The sequence below is a fragment of the Paenibacillus piscarius genome (assembly GCF_022234545.1).
GTDB lineage: Bacteria > Bacillota > Bacilli > Paenibacillales > Paenibacillaceae > Paenibacillus_AQ > Paenibacillus_AQ piscarius.
In genome coordinates this window covers 160,860-176,125 of sequence record NZ_JAIEUI010000007.1, presented here as the reverse complement: position 1 = coordinate 176,125, position 15,266 = coordinate 160,860, and the positions used below count along the sequence as shown (strand labels likewise).

The following is a 15,266-nucleotide window of genomic DNA, read 5'->3' as shown; positions in this document are numbered from 1 at the left end:
TAACGAAAAGCGAAAAGGAGCGGAGGGGAAATTTGGAACTGTAGGAGTAAGCCATTAGATAAAGGAGGGTCAATTCATGGGGCTGAATATTGAAGAGAATCAGAAGCTCGTTGCCGGCATTCTGGAAGCCTACCCGAAAAAAGCGCGGAAGGACCGTGAGAAGCACTTCCAGGTTGCTAACGATCAGGCAATTGACTGCGGCACCTGCGCGGTGAAGTCCAATATCAAATCCCGTCCGGGTGTTATGACGCCGCGCGGCTGCGCCTATGCCGGGTCCAAAGGGGTCGTCTGGGGCCCGATTAAGGATATGGTTCATATCAGCCATGGTCCTGTAGGCTGCGGCCAGTATAGCTGGGGCTCGCGCCGCAACTTCGCGAACGGGACGCTGGGCATCGACAATTTCACTGCGATGCAGATCACCAGTGATTTTCAGGAGACGGATATTGTCTTCGGCGGGGATAAGAAGCTGGCCGTCATTATGCGTGAGATCACCGAGATGTTCCCGCTGGCCAAAGGGATCTCGGTGCAGTCCGAATGTCCGGTGGGCCTGATTGGCGATGATATCGAAGCAGTGTCCAAAAAAATGTCCAAAGAGCTGGATATGCCGGTTGTGCCGGTGCGCTGCGAGGGCTTCCGCGGGGTCAGCCAGTCGCTGGGCCACCATATCGCGAACGACGCGATCCGCGATTTCGTGATGGGCCGTGCCGAGCTGGCGGAGACCGGACCTTACGATGTCAATATTATCGGGGACTACAACATCGGCGGCGATGCCTGGGCCTCGCGTATCCTGCTGGAGGAGATGGGCCTGCGTGTGATCGCCCAGTGGTCAGGGGACGGCTCGCTTAATGAGCTGGAGATCGCGCACAAGGCGAAGCTGAACCTGATTCACTGCCACCGGTCGATGAACTACATGGTGGATCATATGGAGAAGGCCTACGGCATCCCTTATCTGGAATACAATTTCTTCGGACCCACGAAGACCTATGAGAGCCTGCGGGCGATTGCGGCGCTGTTCGATGAGACGATCCAGGAGAACTGCGAGCAGATGATTGCCAGATACAAGCCGGTTATGGATGCGGTGATCCGCAAGTACCGGCCGCGTCTGGAGAACAAGACCGTCATGCTGATGATCGGCGGCCTGCGTTCCCGGCATACCATCGGAGCGTATGAGGACCTGGGGATGGATATCGTAGCTTCAGGTTATGAGTTCGCCCACAAGGATGACTATGAGAAGATGCTGCCGATGCTGGAGGAGGGAACCATCGTCATGGATGACCCGACAGCCTATGAGCTGGAGGAGCTGACCAAGAAGATGAATATTGATCTGGTAGGCTCGGGTGTGAAGGAGAAATATGTCTATCACAAAATGGGGGTTCCGTTCCGCCAGATGCACTCCTGGGATTACAGCGGTCCGTATCATGGTTTTGACGGCTTCAAGGTGTTCGCCAAGGATATGGATATGACCGTGAACAGCCCGGTATGGAAGCTGGTAGGCCGCAAGGGAAGCATTCAGCCGGAGGAGGCGGGCGTATGAGCAGAGACGAACTGAATATTAAGGATAATACCAGCCTGTTCAAGGAAGAGCGTTATATTCAGCAGCGGGAGAACAAGAAGCAGTTCGAAGCGCCCTGCAGCGGGCAGGAGACCGCTGAGGCGCTGGCGTACTCCAAGTCTGCCGAATATATGGAGAAGAACTTCAGCCGCCAGAATGTCGTAATCAATCCGCATAAAGCCTGCCAGCCGCTCGGCTCAGTCATGGCCGCACTCGGATTCGAGAAGACCCTGCCGTTCGTGCACGGCTCGCAGGGCTGCAACGCCTATTTCCGCAGCCATCTCAGCCGCCATTTCAAGGAGCCTACGCCGTCCGTCTCCACCTCCATGACCGAGGATGCGGCCGTCTTCGGCGGGATGAACAATCTGATCGATGGTCTGGAGAACAGCATCGCGCTGTATAAGCCGGAGATGATCGCCATCTGCACCACCTGTATGGCCGAGGTTATCGGGGATGACCTGAACGCTTTTATCGGCAATGCCCGGGTCAAGGGAGTGATCAGCGAAGAGTATCCGGTCGCTTACTGCAATACGCCAAGCTTCGTCGGCTCCCATATCACCGGCTACGATGCGATGCTGAAGGGGATTCTGAGCTATCTCTACACGCGTTCCGGGATTGAGAGCAAGCCGGGCAGCGGGGCGGAGAGCGGGGAGAAGCTGAATGTCATGCTGGGCTTCGAGCCGTACACCGGCAACTTCACGGAGATGCGCAAGATTCTGGCCGCCTTCGATACCAAGTATACGATTCTGGGGGATCACAGCGGAAACTACGATTCGCCGGCAACCGGCGAATACGAATATTATTACGGCGGCACGAAGCTGGAGGAGGTGCCGCAGGCAGCCAATGCACTGGGCACGCTGTCCCTGCAGAAGTATACGCTGAAGAAGACGCAGGATTATATCAGCAGCACTTGGAAGCAGCAGATTGCGGCATTGTCGACGCCGCTTGGCATTACGGGCACGGATAAGCTGCTGGAAGCGATCAGCGAGCTGACCGGCCTGCCGGTTCCATCCTCGCTGATGGAGGAACGCGGCCGGGTGGTCGATGCACTGATGGACAGTCATCCGTACCTGCACGGCAAGCGGGTTGCACTGGTGGGTGACCCGGATCTGCTGATCGGCCTGATCGGGTTCTGCCTGGAGACCGGGATGGAGCCGGTGCATATCATCTGCTCGAACGGGGATGTCGATTACAATGACATCAAGTTCAAGGAGGAGGCCGAGGCGCTGCTGGCCGCAAGCCCGTATGGTTCCGAAGCCACTGTGCATGTCGGCAAGGACCTGTGGCATATGCGCTCGCTGCTGCTGAATGACAAGGTGGACTTAGCGGTGGGCAGCTCGCATCTGAAATTTGCAGCTAAGGATGCTGAGGTGCCGCTGGTGCGGGTAGGCTTCCCGATCTTCGACCGCCATCATATGCACCGGTATCCGGTTATCGGGTATCAGGGCACGCTTAACCTGCTGAGCCTGATCGTCAACACGATCCTGCAGCAGCTTGATGATCATAATTCCGGCTTTAACTTTGAACTGGTGCGCTAACTACAGCATCTTAAGCGAAGGAGATGACCGCCGATGGACCCTGTTCGGCATGACGAATTCGATTCCGAGGCTTGCGGGAGCATCGCGCCCAAGGTGAAGGCCTGTCCCCGGCCCAAGCCGGGAGAAGCCGCTGGCGGCTGCTCCTTCGATGGAGCCCAGATCACCCTATTGCCTATTATGGACGCTGCTCATCTGGTCCATGGACCGGTTGCCTGTGCGGGGAACAGCTGGGAGAGCAGGGGGGCGCTGTCCAGCGGCCCCTCCCTCTCCCAGTACGGCTTCGCTACAGATCTGACGGATTCCGATATTATCTTCGGCGGAGAGAAGAAGCTGAAGGACAGCATTGACTATATTGCCGGGCGCTTTGCGCCTCCGGCAATATTTGTATATTCAACCTGTGTGACCGCGCTGACCGGCGAGGATCTGGATGCCGTCTGCAAGGCGGCAACGGAGCGGACCGGTCTCCCGGTTATTCCGGTGAACAGCCCCGGCTTCATCGGCAGCAAGAATCTCGGCAACCGGCTGGCGGGAGATGCCCTGCTGCAGTATGTCATCGGGACGGGAGAGCCTGAGCCGGAGACGGTGATGGGGGTTAACTTGATCGGCGAATACAATATTGCCGGAGAAATGTGGGATATCGAGAAGCTCATGGGCAGCGCCGGAATCGCAGTGACCTCGCGGATTACCGGGGATGCCAGGTACAAGGAGATCACCTGGGCGCACCGGGCGAAGGTGAATATGGTGGTGTGCAGCCGGGCGCTGCTGGGCCTGGCCCGGGAGATGGAGGCGAGATACGGGATCCCTTTCTTCGAGGGCTCGTTCTACGGGGCGAAGGAAACGACCTATTCGCTGCGTCAGATGGCTTATCTGATGAATGACCGCGAAATGGAGCGGCGGGTGGACCGGCTGACCGAACGGGAGGAGGCGCGGCTCCACCAGGAGCTGCGGCCTTACCGCAAGCTGCTGAAGGGCAAGCGGGCCGTGCTCTACACCGGCGGTGTCAAGAGCTGGTCCGTAATCTCGGCGCTGAAGGAACTGGGCGTGCAGGTTGTCGGGGTAGGCACGAACAAAAGCACCCAGGATGATGTGCGCCGGATCGCGGACCGGGTGGGCGACGACACGGAATACATCCCCGAAGGCGGGGCCAGCCGGATTATTAAGACGGTCAGAGAGCGCAAGGCCGACATTATGATTGCCGGGGGCCGCAATATGTATGTGGCGATGAAAGAGCAGATCCCCTTCATCGACATTAATCAGGAGCGCCACAAGGCGTATGCCGGATATGAAGGGCTGCTGAGGCTGGCGAAGGAGCTGGCTTATTCGCTGGCGAACCCGATCTGGAAGCTGGCTTCCAGCCCGGCCCCCTGGGATAAGGAGGCGCCGCCCTATGACCGTTAGCCGCAGAAAGAAGCCCGCATCGGTGAATCCGCTGAAGATCGGGCAGTCGCTGGGGGCGGTATTGGCCCTGCAGGGCTGTTACCGGGCGATGCCGCTGATTCACGGGGCGCAGGGCTGCTCTGCTTTTCCAAAGGCGCTCCTGACCCGGCATTTCCGCGAACCGATTGCCTTGCAGACCTCGGCGCTGCAGGAGATGGATGTCATCTTCGACGCGAACCGCAATCTGGAGGAGGCGCTGAATCTGGTGCTGAGCAAGCACCGCCCGGACATCATCGGCATCATTGGGACCGAGCTGACCGATGTGGCCGGCGTGGATTACCAGAACATGCTGAAGTCGTACAAAAGAGAGCGGAATATGCGCGGAGGCCTTGCCTTCACTGTGGTGCTGCCGGATTTTCGCGGATCGCTGGAATCGGGCTTCAGTGCAACCGTTGAAGCGATGATCGACGAGATGATCCAGCAGGCGGGTCACCGGGGCGCAAAGAGTGTGAACAGCAGGCAAATCACCCTGCTGCCCGGCTCTTTCCTCACTCCGGCCGATGTGATGGAGCTGAAGGAGATGATCTCCTCGTTCGGCTTCGAGGTGATTGCCCTGCCGGATATTTCAACCTCCTTGTCGGGACATCTGCTGACCGGCTTCTCGCCGCTGACGCGGGGCGGGGTTCCGCTGGATTCGATGCTGCAGAGCCTGCAGTCCGGGCTGACGATTGCCGTTGGCGGCAGCATGGAGCGTCCGGCCAGACGGCTGCATAATGCGCTCGGCACACCGTATAAGGTGTTTGAAGGGGCCATGGGGCTGAAGGCTACGGATGAACTGCTGCATTTCCTGCATCAGATCAGCGGGGAGCCGGTGCCGATGCGTTATTGCTGGCAGCGTGAGAATCTGCTCGACAGCATGCTTGATGCCCATTTTCAGTTCGCCGGGATGTCTGTGCTGGCTGCGCTGGAGCCGGATCATCTGTATTCAGTCTCCGGCTGGCTGGAGGAACTGGGAGTTGAGCAGAAGGCGCTGCTAACCTCCTTCGAGACCCCGCTGGTAGCGGGAATGGAACGTGAGGTATGGGTGGGCGATCTGGACGATGCGGAGGTGCTCGGCAAGGGTGCCGATCTCTGGATCAGCAATTCCCACGGAATCGCCGGTGCGAAGCGGATCTCCGCAGCGTTCCTGGCGGCCGGGTTCCCGGTATGGAGTGAGCTGGGGGCTTATATGTCGGTCTCGGTCGGGTACCGGGGAGCAATGGAATGGAGCAACAGAGCAGGAAATCTGATCATGCAAAGGGAGGCTGGCAGCCGTGAAGGTAGCGTTCGCCACAGATGATGGAAGCCGTGTGAATGCCCATTTCGGGCAAAGCCCGATGTTTGCTGTATATGAGGTTACGAAAGCCGGTGCCTCCCTGGTGGAGCTGCGCCGGTTAACCATAGTTCCGGGCCAGGATGAAGCGGGCAAAATCGACAGCCGCCTGGAGGCGGTAGGCGACTGCACCCTGATCTTCATCATGCAGATCGGTGCATCCGCAGCCGCGCGGGTAACGCGCCGGAAGATTATGCCGGTGAAGGTACCTATGGGCAGTTCCATCGAGGAACAGCTGAAGCGGCTGGCGGAGATGCTTCAGGGCAAGCCGCCGATGTGGCTGGCCAAGGTGCTGCGGGCGGAGGAGCTGGAAGAGAGCGAAGGAGGAGAAGCGGATGGAACCCATGGCTAATGAGAATGCGGTGCTGCTGAATCCGGCGGTGGCGGAGGGGGCGGTCCTGAGACCGCGCGGCCGGAAAGCCCGTGCTGATCTGAATCCCGGCACGGTGGAAGCCCTGACCCGCCGCCTGTGCGATGTGCTGGATGCCGGAGACTTCTATGGCCGTCATGCCGGGCTACCGGCGGCGGAGAAGATCGGCAAGCTGTTCCTGGCTTCCGCCGGAGACCGGCAGCAATCGGAATTCAATTGCGCGGTGTCGCCCAAGGTCCGGGAGCAGGTGCCCCTGCTGTTCCAGGCAATGGCCGGGGTGATGGAGGAGCGGAGCGGGCTCCTGATCCAGAGCGCGGCAGAGATTAACGGCGAGGGCTTCGGCCGGGGACTGCTGTACAGCGGGCGGGTCATCCTGGTGCTGCGCAGCCTGCGGGCCGGCTTCCCGTTCCCGTTCACCTCGGTGGAGAAGACGATCCGTTACGGAGCGGAGTGTGTTGAGGAAGGGCTGGCTTTTCTGGACAAATATCATGAGCTGACTTCAGAGCATGGCCTGCTTAGTCTTGAGGGCTAGGGGCCGCTGAATTCTTGGGGGATAGGGGGCGTCTGAAATGGAGCAGCTTGCCGGAGGTGTGGAGCTGGAGCGGTATGCCCGGCAGCTGAAGCTGCTCGGGGAGGACGGCCAGAAGGCCTTGAAGGAAGCGACCGTCCTGGTGGCGGGGATCGGCGGTCTGGGCGGAACGGCTGCGCTATATCTGGCTGCGGCCGGCGTGGGCCGGCTGATTCTGGCGCATGAGGGAGTGATCGTCGCCCCGGATCTGAACCGTCAGATTCTGATGGATACCGCCCATCTGGGCCAGGAGCGGATGAGCACGGCGGTGGCCCGGCTGAAGCAGCTTAACCCGCATGTGGAGATTGAAGGCCATAATGCCCGAATTGAACCCCATACTGCTGCGCCTTGGGTGGAGGCTGCGGATATTGTGATTGATGCCCGGTACGACTTCCCGGAGCGGTATGCGCTGAACCGTCTGTGTGTAGAGCTGGACACGCCGATGGTGGAGGCGGCGATGTATGGCTTCGAAATATCGCTCACCACGGTGATTCCGGGACTTACGCCTTGCCTGGAATGCCTGTACCCGGATCTGCAGCCGGAGTGGGAGCCGCTCGGGTTCCCGGTTCTGGGGGCTACCGCCGGGATGGCAGGTTGTCTGGCTGCGCTGGAGGCCGTAAAATGGATTACAGGGGTAGGGACAACTTATGCGGGCGTAATGCATCGCTTCAGCTCACTCGACTTCGCCTGTTATAGCGTCCGTATTGCCCGTAATCCGAATTGCGCTTGCTGCGGAGAGGGAGGTAAACCGTGAGACGTCTCAAGCTATGTGACACGACACTGAGGGATGGTGAACAGGCGGCTGGGGTATCATTCACGAGGGCGGAAAAGCTGGAAATCGCAAAGTTGCTGTCGGAGAGCGGAGTAGAGCAGGCAGAGGTAGGCATTCCTGCCATGGGCAAGCGGGAGCAGGAGGACATCGCGGCCATCGCTGCATTGGGGCTGCCGATGAAGCTGATGACCTGGAACCGGTCGGTCCCTGCGGATATTGACAAGGCCAGGGCTACCGGAGTGAATTGGAGCCATGTCTCCCTGCCGGTGTCGGAGATTCAGCTGAAGGGCAAGCTGGGGCTGACGTCCGGGGAAGGCCTGAACAAGCTGCTTCGTGCTGCAGAATACGGGCTGAGGCAGGGTATGACGGTGTCCGTCGGCATGGAGGACGCCTCCCGGGCGGATATGGCCTTCCTGACCCAGCTGGTAAATACGCTGTACAAGGAAGGTATCCGCAGGTTCCGCTATGCGGATACCGTCTCGGTGCATCATCCGGGGCAGATATCAGACCGGGTGCGCCTGCTGCTTGCAGAAGTGCCCGGCGATGTGGAGCTGGAGGTGCACTGCCACAATGATTTCGGCCTGGCCTGTGCCAATACCCTCAGCGGTATCGCTGCCGGGGCGGTGTGGGCCAGCACCACGGTGGCCGGTATCGGGGAGCGGACCGGCAATGCGGCCATGGAGGAAGTTGCCATGGCCTGGCGTTATTTGTACGGCGGGGAATGCGCCGTCCGGGTGGACCTGCTTCAGGGCCTCGCGGACAAGGTCATCGCCGCCTCAGGGCGAAGTGTCGGCGATGCGAAGCCGATTGTGGGACAGCTTGCCTTCACCCATGAATCGGGCATTCATGTGGACGGGCTGATGAAGGAGCAGGCGACCTATCAGTCCTTCGATCCGGCCGAGATCGGGCGGGCCCACCGCTTCGTGCTCGGCAAGCATTCCGGCAGCGGAGGGGTGACGCATGTGCTGGAGCAGCGGGGGCTTGAGGTCAGCCATGAGACAGCGGGCCGCCTGCTGGAGAAGGTACGCGCCTACGCGGAAGCCTTCAAAAGCACCGTACCGGAGTACATGCTGGTGCAATGGCTGATGGAGGAGCAGCAGCGTGCGCAGAATGCGGTGTAGAGGTCTATTATATGGAAGCTGATAGTCCGGCTTAAGCCTTTGTGTACAGGCGATCAGTATTAAGCTGAACGGCTATAATATTTAATGATATTGCGGCTGCGGCGGTCTTCCTTGGGGAGGGCGGGCGCGGCTTTTTTGTTGTATAGGAAACAATAGTTTCCTGCTGCTGCAGTGGGAAAGGTGTGTGTAGAAATTGGATGGTACAACGGCAACCGGACCAAATGCTCCGAATGTATGGCAAAAACAGCATCCATTGTGTTCACTCGAAGGTAATCTCGTTCATCCGTTAGGATGATTTTTGTTCAAATATAAGAATGTATATGTTTCACACTGTACATTATCCTTCTATTTCTCGCCGAAACGGTACCGTCCTTTAAAAGGACGGCAAAGCCGTTTCCACTTGATAGATAAGAATTTTTTTGTTTTGGCGTCCCCGCCCGCAAAGTACCTGATTCATCATCGAAGCCCCCGCTTTGTGAGGTTATTTTGGCGGATTCTTCGGCCCTGTTGTTATTCTCTTCAGCCAGTGTGGTTAAGATATATTAAATATCTTACACAACAGGAACGAAAGAGCGGAGGGAATCTGAAGTGAACCCCAAATGGTGGAAAGAGTGCGTCGTGTACCAGATTTATCCGATCAGCTTCATGGACAGTAACGGGGACGGGATTGGAGATCTGCGCGGCATCATATCGAAGCTGGATTATCTGCAGGACCTTGGGGTGGATGTGATCTGGGTCTGCCCGATTTATAAATCGCCGAACCACGACAACGGCTATGATATCAGCGATTATTGCGACATTATGAAGGAATTCGGCACGATGGCGGATTTCGATGAGCTGCTGCGCGACATGCATTCCCGCGGCATGAAGCTGATGATGGACCTGGTGCTGAACCATACCTCGCATGAGCACCCGTGGTTCGTTGAGTCGAGAAGCTCGAAGGACAATCCCAAGCGTGACTATTATATCTGGCGCAAAGGCAAAAACGGCGGGCCCCCGAACAACTGGGAATCCTATTTCAGCGGCTCGGTCTGGGAGCTGGACCCCCGGACGGATGAGTATTATCTGCACCTGTACTCCCGGTTCCAGCCCGATCTCAACTGGGAGAATCCGGCGGTCATCGACAAGCTGCACGAGATGGTGCAGTGGTGGCTGAAGAAGGGGGTGGATGGCTTCCGGTTCGATGCGATTGCCCATATCGTGAAGGCGGAAGGCTACCCGGATGCCCTGAATCCTGCCGGAACCCCGACGGTGCGGGCTTATGATATGTTCTCGAACCTGGACCACGTGCATACCCTGCTGCAGAATCTGCATGACCAGGTGCTCTATTACTACGACATCATGACGGTAGGAGAGACCTCTGGGCTAGGGCCCGAGGAGGCGCTGGATTATGTCGGGGACGGGCGGCGCGAGCTGAATATGACGTTTCAATTCGAGCATATGAACCTGGATGCGGCTTCGCCGGGCAGCGGGAAGTGGGATGTGGTGCCCTGGAAGCTGGCGGACCTTAAGGCGATTATCAGCAACTGGCAGACCGTGCTCCATAACCGGGGCTGGAATGCTAATTACTTGAACAACCATGACCAGCCGCGCGCGGTCTCGCGGTTCGGAGATGATCTCTATTACCGCATTCCGTCGGCCAAAATGCTCGCCACCTTCGTCCACATGCTCGAAGGCACTCCCTATATCTATCAGGGGGAGGAGCTGGGGATGACGAATGTGGCATTCGAGTCGATTGATGATTACCGGGATGTGGAGACGCTCAACTATTATGAGGAAAAGCGCAAGAACGGCGTGCCCGAAGCTGATATCATGGCCGCCATCCACACCAAAAGCCGGGACAATGCCCGCACGCCGATGCAATGGGATGACAGCGACGAGGGCGGCTTCACGGCAGGCACCCCCTGGATCAGAGTCAACTCCAACTCCAGAGAGATCAATGCCGCCAGCAGCGTCAAGGACCCGGATTCCATCTACAATTACTACAAGAAGCTGATTCAGCTCCGTAAAAAGCATCAGGTCATTGTCTACGGTGAATATGAGCTGCTGCTGGAGGATCATCCGGAAATCTATGCGTACTCGCGGACGCTGGAGGACCAGCGCCTGCTCGTTATTCTGAATTTCTTCGGGCATGAGCCGGTATTCACGCTGCCGGAGGACTTCCGTCCGGCCGAGCAGCTGGAGCTGCTGATCTCCAATTATCCGCCGGCGAGGGGGGAGGATCTGAGTGAGCTGAAGCTTTGCCCATATGAAGCGCGCGTGTATCTCCAGCGCTTAAGCAAAGGTTCCTAGGAGTGCTGATAAAAGCCTGTGAGCAGCGGCAGCCCCGGTCGGATGATCGGGGCTGCCGCTGTTTGTGCTGTGCAGCCTTATGGGTTGAATTCGCTTTTATCTGTTGCAGGTCTGTGACTTTGCTAGGTTTCTAAGGAAAAAGACGGTACAATAGGCGTTAATTAGAGATAAGCCCGTGCGGTGAAGCAGGCTGTGGAGGGAGTCCGAGAGATGAGTGAGTGGTATGAAACAAGCTTTGGCGAGGATTATCTGATCGTATACAGACACAGAGATTTCTGCGGCGCGCGCCATGAGGTGGAGCGGATGATCCAGTGGCTGGACCTGCCCCAAGGTGCCCGGGTGCTTGATCTGTGCTGCGGTATGGGCCGCCATTCGCTGGCCTTGTCACAGGCGGGGTACGAGGTCACCGGTGTAGATCTGTCCGAGGTGCTGCTCCGTGAGGCGCGGGCGCAGGAAGGTGCGGACAAGGTCACCTGGATACGCTCGGATATGCGTGAGCTTCCGCTTGACGGGGGCTTTGATGCCGTGGTCAATCTGTTCACCTCCTTCGGGTATTTCGAAGAGGATGAGGAGCAGGTCAAGGTGCTGAAGGAGGTCTTCCGGATGCTGAAGCCTGGAGGACGGTTCATCATTGACTTCTTGAATCCCGCTTACGTTACGGAACATCTGGTCCCCCACTCCGTCCGGGAGGACGGGGATACTCTGATCGATGAATCGCGCCGGATTGAGCACGGGTACGTGAAGAAGGAGATCCGGCTGACGTCGAAGCAAGCCGGCGGTCCGCCCCGCAAGTATCAGGAGCGGGTGAAGCTGTACACCCTAGAGGATTTCCGCAGCCTGATTTCCGCCGCCGGACTGAAGCTGGAAGCCGTTCACGGCAGTTATGACGAGAGCAGCTATGACGCGGAGAATTCGCGGCGGATGATTTTCACGGGAGTGAGACCCTGATATGGTGCGGGGAAGAGGGCTTAGAGGAGGCGGAGGAGACTTGAGCAAGGAGATCATTCAATCCTGGGAAGGCGGCATAGTTCAGGTGTCCGTGCCGATGAGGCCGCCGCTGCGCCAGGTGAACAGCTATATTCTGCCGGACCGGGACGGCCAAGTGACAGTGATTGACCCGGGGCCGCATACACCGGATGCCGAGCTTGCCTGGCAAGGGGTGCTGGAGGCTATGGGCCTGACCTGGACACAGGTGCGGGATATCGTGGTCACCCACCATCATCCCGACCATTACGGCCTTGCGGGCTGGCTGCAAGACCGCAGCGGGGCGCGGGTGTGGATGAGTCAGCAGGCTCATGCCGAAGCCGGACTGGCCTGGGGCAGCGGTGCAATTCTGAACGAGGCGCTGCCGCTCCTGTTCCGGCAGCACGGGATGCCGGAGGCGTGGCTCACGGGCATCCGTGAGCATCTGGAGCAGTTCCTGCCGGAGGTGACCCCGCAGCCGGAGGTCACCTACCTTAATGCCTCGGAGCCGTTCGTGATGGGCAGCCGCAAGTGGCAGCCCATCGTCACCGGCGGCCATGCCCCGGGGCATGTGTCGTTCTACCACGCCGGCAGCGGGCAGATTCTGTGCGGCGATGCGGTGCTGCCGCAGATCTCGCCCAATGTCGGCCTGCAGCCGGGCAGCGATCCGCAGCCGCTGCAGACGTTCATCGAAGGGCTGCGCGAGCTGCGCAGCCTGCCGGTTACCCTGGCGTTCCCGGGCCACCGGGAACCGTTCCAGGCCTTCACGGCGCGGGCGGACAGCCTGCTCCGGCACCATGAGGAGCGGCTGGATACAGCAGCCGCTCTGCTTGCAGACGGGCCGCGGAGCGGGTTCGCCGTCTGCGAGGGGTTGTTCCGCAGCCGGGTCACGACGGCGCATCAGATGCGCTTCGCGATGAGCGAAGCGCTGGCGCACCTGGCGGAGCTGGTGCGGCGGGGGCGGGCCGCCGAGATCGCGGACAGCGCGGGCGGCAGCCTGCTGTTCGCAGCGGTGGATTGAGGCGGCTGGGGGAGTGGGCGGTGCCAGGTCGCCAAGACGGAGGCGGCACGGTCGGTGGCTTGCTGTTCACGGCGGCGAGGCGGCTGGGACAATGGCACCACCTGCATCAACTGCATCACCACCTGCATCCTGCGAAGATAATTCACATTCCCCGCTCACCCGCGCCCCGCTCACCCGCGGCTATGCGGACAGGGAGGACGTTATTTCGGGCCAACAGCCTCCTTTTGCATGTCGTGCGGACTCAGAGGCCCTTAGCTAACCTGCTGTACTGAAATTTGTGCTCCAAATGGCTCGATAACGGCTCTTCAGTCCGCGGCAGGCATATAATGGGTCTTGAACAACTAAATAGCGTCCTCCCAGTCCGTCAGCGCTATGATAAGGCGAAAGTAGGCTGTGCGCAGAAATGTGGAGCACAAGTGCACCTGAATTCGTGGATAGTTGGCTGGATGGGCGAATGAGGAGCAATAGTGCACCCGAATCCGCCGAAAGTGGGCTGTGCGCAGAAATGTGGAGCACAAGTGCACCCGAATCCCGCAGCTGGACGTATATAGGGCCGCCAAAGCACAGACTAAAGTCCATGCTCGGCGGCCCTATCTTTGTTGTCTATCACCTGGTCCCCATCCAGCGTTCCTATTCCTCCGGCGGGATGACTTGGAGCTTGGAGGGGTTGTTGATTTTGTATTTGACCGGGTGCTGGGTGAGCTTCTTGGCTACGATCTTGGCTTCGCAGGAGAGACGGTCGCCCTCCTTCAGCTCCAGCTTCTTCAGCGTGGCGCTGTGGCTGGACCAGACCTCTTCGATGGGCAGATCATGTCCCTCGATGGTGATCCCTTCATAGATGATGACCTCGTCGTCGTTATCCGAGAAATGGTTCGGCACCGTGGTGAACTCCTTGACCACTGCCGTAATCTTGAGCTTGTCCTCAGGGAGCTGCAGGGCTGCCTTCTTTTTGGCGGCTGGCTTCGGCGGCTTGCTCTCAGCAGCAGCTTGCGTCGCAGAAGCTGCGCTACCTGCACCAGCTTCACTCCCTGCGCTCACTTCAGCAACGTCGCTCACCGCGCTCACTTTTGCAGCGTCACTCTCCCCGAGCCCGTCTTCACTATGCGCCTCCGCGCCCTCTTCCTGATCCTCCGTCTTCGCCTCGACCGCCGAGAATCCGCGCTGGCCGAAGCTGGCCGTCTGCATTTCCTTCAGATAGGCCGGGTGGATGCAGTGCTGCTGCTTGTTCTCGAACTGGATGACCACCGTCTGATTGTCCACGTAGCCTACAATTTCACAAGGCAGGGACAGGCCCTGCCGCTTGTACTGATAGGTCTTGGGCCGGGTCGCAGACCCGGACAGCAGATTCCATTCCTTGCACCGTTCAATTAATTCGTCTTCACTCTCAAAATCCTGGATAGCCAAAGGCTCCACTACGAACGAATAACTCATGCGTACTTCGCACCTCTCTACTGTATATGGTCAATTGGCTTATTCCGGCTCCGTGTCCTCAAGTGCACTGCGCCGTGCCGCTTCCTCCACATCCTCCGGGGCATGGGGCTGGCCCAGCTCCTGTTCACGTTCCGCCTGCTTGCGGTGGGCAATCCGGCTGCTGGCAGCTGCGGCCACCGCACCGACGATGTCGTCCAGATACGTGTGCACCTCGCCGGTAGACTTGTCATTCAGCCTCTCCAGCACACCCGGCTTCAGCTTGTCCACATAGCCGTAGTTGGTGAAGCCGATGCTTCCGTACACATTAACGATGGAGAAGGCGAGAATCTCGTCCACTCCATACAAGCCTTCGTCATTCTCAATCATATCCTGCAGCGGGGAGAACAGCTTGCCCTCTTCCGCCAATACATCGAGCTGGATGCCGGTCAGCACTGCATTCTGCACCTCGCGCTTGCTGAGCACCATCTCCACGTTGTGAATACATTCTTCCATGGTCAGGCCCGGATAGTACTTCTTCTGCAGCATCATGACAAGCTCGGCAATCTCCTCCAGGGTGACCCCGCGCTTGTGCAGCCAGTAACGGGTGGCTTCGGCAACGGCTTTGCTGTTAAGGCTGTAAGGAATTTTGGCATCGGTCATGGGAAGTCCTCCATTTGTAAGTGGGTTATGTTCGCTTAGATACCGGTATGTACTAGATTGTACGCAAGCAGCAGACCGATGTCCAGAAGTGGCCGGACTCAGCGGCACGCCTATGTGCTGTGACAGGAGACAGCAGCAGGTGAATGAACGGACAAGCCTTATACATTTTAGGATAAGCTGTTGTTATTTTTTGGACACAGGGCTCGTATACATAGCAGTACAAACTGATCTTAGCCTTGAAAGGGGTAAT

General features: G+C 58.7%; 13 protein-coding genes. 11 read left to right on the top strand and 2 right to left on the bottom strand.

Annotation, left to right across the window (positions count from 1 at the left end; genetic code table 11):
* Positions 1-76 precede the first annotated feature (76 nt).
* The 11 genes from nifD to K1558_RS13975 all read left to right on the top strand — a co-directional run bounded on the left by nifD (position 77) and on the right by K1558_RS13975 (position 12,946).
* The gene (nifD, locus tag K1558_RS14025) at positions 77-1,534 is read left to right on the top strand and encodes a nitrogenase molybdenum-iron protein alpha chain (RefSeq protein WP_238652207.1); all 1,458 of its coding nucleotides are present in this window, start codon (positions 77-79) and stop codon (positions 1,532-1,534) included.
* Positions 1,531-3,090, top strand: coding sequence for a nitrogenase molybdenum-iron protein subunit beta (nifK, locus tag K1558_RS14020; RefSeq protein WP_238652206.1), 1,560 nt, complete (start codon positions 1,531-1,533; stop codon positions 3,088-3,090). Before nifD ends, nifK begins: the two co-directional genes overlap by 4 nt.
* A 33-nt stretch (positions 3,091-3,123) precedes the next feature.
* Positions 3,124-4,488: a nitrogenase iron-molybdenum cofactor biosynthesis protein NifE gene (gene nifE / locus K1558_RS14015; RefSeq protein WP_238652205.1), complete on the top strand. Its 1,365-nt coding sequence runs from the start codon at positions 3,124-3,126 to the stop codon at positions 4,486-4,488.
* Complete coding sequence (gene nifN, locus K1558_RS14010) at positions 4,478-5,806, top strand: nitrogenase iron-molybdenum cofactor biosynthesis protein NifN (protein WP_238652204.1); 1,329 nt, start codon at positions 4,478-4,480, stop codon at positions 5,804-5,806. Before nifE ends, nifN begins: the two co-directional genes overlap by 11 nt.
* Positions 5,781-6,191 carry a nitrogen fixation protein NifX gene (nifX, locus tag K1558_RS14005; protein ID WP_238652203.1) on the top strand — a complete coding sequence of 137 codons (411 nt, stop codon included), beginning with the start codon at positions 5,781-5,783 and terminating at the stop codon, positions 6,189-6,191. Before nifN ends, nifX begins: the two co-directional genes overlap by 26 nt.
* Positions 6,175-6,741: a DUF269 domain-containing protein gene (locus K1558_RS14000; RefSeq protein ID WP_238652202.1), complete on the top strand. Its 567-nt coding sequence runs from the start codon at positions 6,175-6,177 to the stop codon at positions 6,739-6,741. The genes nifX and K1558_RS14000 overlap by 17 nt, the downstream gene beginning before the upstream one ends.
* Positions 6,742-6,778: 37 nt before the next feature.
* Complete coding sequence (locus tag K1558_RS13995; RefSeq protein WP_238652201.1) at positions 6,779-7,531, top strand: HesA/MoeB/ThiF family protein; 753 nt, start codon at positions 6,779-6,781, stop codon at positions 7,529-7,531.
* The gene (locus tag K1558_RS13990; protein WP_238652200.1) at positions 7,528-8,670 is read left to right on the top strand and encodes a homocitrate synthase/isopropylmalate synthase family protein; all 1,143 of its coding nucleotides are present in this window, start codon (positions 7,528-7,530) and stop codon (positions 8,668-8,670) included. The genes K1558_RS13995 and K1558_RS13990 overlap by 4 nt, the downstream gene beginning before the upstream one ends.
* Positions 8,671-9,258: 588 nt before the next feature.
* Complete coding sequence (locus tag K1558_RS13985) at positions 9,259-10,962, top strand: glycoside hydrolase family 13 protein (protein ID WP_238652199.1); 1,704 nt, start codon at positions 9,259-9,261, stop codon at positions 10,960-10,962.
* Positions 10,963-11,172: 210 nt separating this feature from the next.
* On the top strand, positions 11,173-11,910 hold the full coding sequence (locus tag K1558_RS13980; protein WP_238652198.1) for a class I SAM-dependent methyltransferase: 738 nt from the start codon (positions 11,173-11,175) through the stop codon (positions 11,908-11,910).
* A gap of 40 nt (positions 11,911-11,950) precedes the next feature.
* The gene (locus K1558_RS13975; protein WP_238652197.1) at positions 11,951-12,946 is read left to right on the top strand and encodes an MBL fold metallo-hydrolase; all 996 of its coding nucleotides are present in this window, start codon (positions 11,951-11,953) and stop codon (positions 12,944-12,946) included.
* A 630-nt stretch (positions 12,947-13,576) separates the two neighbouring features.
* Here K1558_RS13975 and K1558_RS13970 read toward each other — a convergent pair.
* Together K1558_RS13970 and K1558_RS13965 are read right to left on the bottom strand one after the other, a co-directional pair.
* On the bottom strand, positions 13,577-14,377 hold the full coding sequence (locus K1558_RS13970; RefSeq protein ID WP_238652196.1) for a hypothetical protein: 801 nt from the start codon (positions 14,375-14,377) through the stop codon (positions 13,577-13,579).
* Positions 14,378-14,416: 39 nt separating this feature from the next.
* Positions 14,417-15,016 (bottom strand): phosphatidylglycerophosphatase A family protein, encoded by a 600-nt coding sequence (locus K1558_RS13965; protein WP_238652195.1) that lies wholly within the window; start codon positions 15,014-15,016, stop codon positions 14,417-14,419.
* Between the last annotated feature and the right edge of the window lie 250 nt (positions 15,017-15,266).

Coding starts and splice junctions, on each gene's coding strand:
- K1558_RS13970 (WP_238652196.1), bottom strand. CDS start 14,377: ATGAGTTATTCGTTCGTAGTGGAGCCTTTGGCTATCCAGGATTTTGAG.
- nifN (WP_238652204.1), top strand. CDS start 4,478: ATGACCGTTAGCCGCAGAAAGAAGCCCGCATCGGTGAATCCGCTGAAG.
- K1558_RS13965 (WP_238652195.1), bottom strand. CDS start 15,016: ATGACCGATGCCAAAATTCCTTACAGCCTTAACAGCAAAGCCGTTGCC.
- K1558_RS13980 (WP_238652198.1), top strand. CDS start 11,173: ATGAGTGAGTGGTATGAAACAAGCTTTGGCGAGGATTATCTGATCGTA.
- nifK (WP_238652206.1), top strand. CDS start 1,531: ATGAGCAGAGACGAACTGAATATTAAGGATAATACCAGCCTGTTCAAG.
- K1558_RS13995 (WP_238652201.1), top strand. CDS start 6,779: ATGGAGCAGCTTGCCGGAGGTGTGGAGCTGGAGCGGTATGCCCGGCAG.
- K1558_RS14000 (WP_238652202.1), top strand. CDS start 6,175: ATGGAACCCATGGCTAATGAGAATGCGGTGCTGCTGAATCCGGCGGTG.
- nifE (WP_238652205.1), top strand. CDS start 3,124: ATGGACCCTGTTCGGCATGACGAATTCGATTCCGAGGCTTGCGGGAGC.
- nifD (WP_238652207.1), top strand. CDS start 77: ATGGGGCTGAATATTGAAGAGAATCAGAAGCTCGTTGCCGGCATTCTG.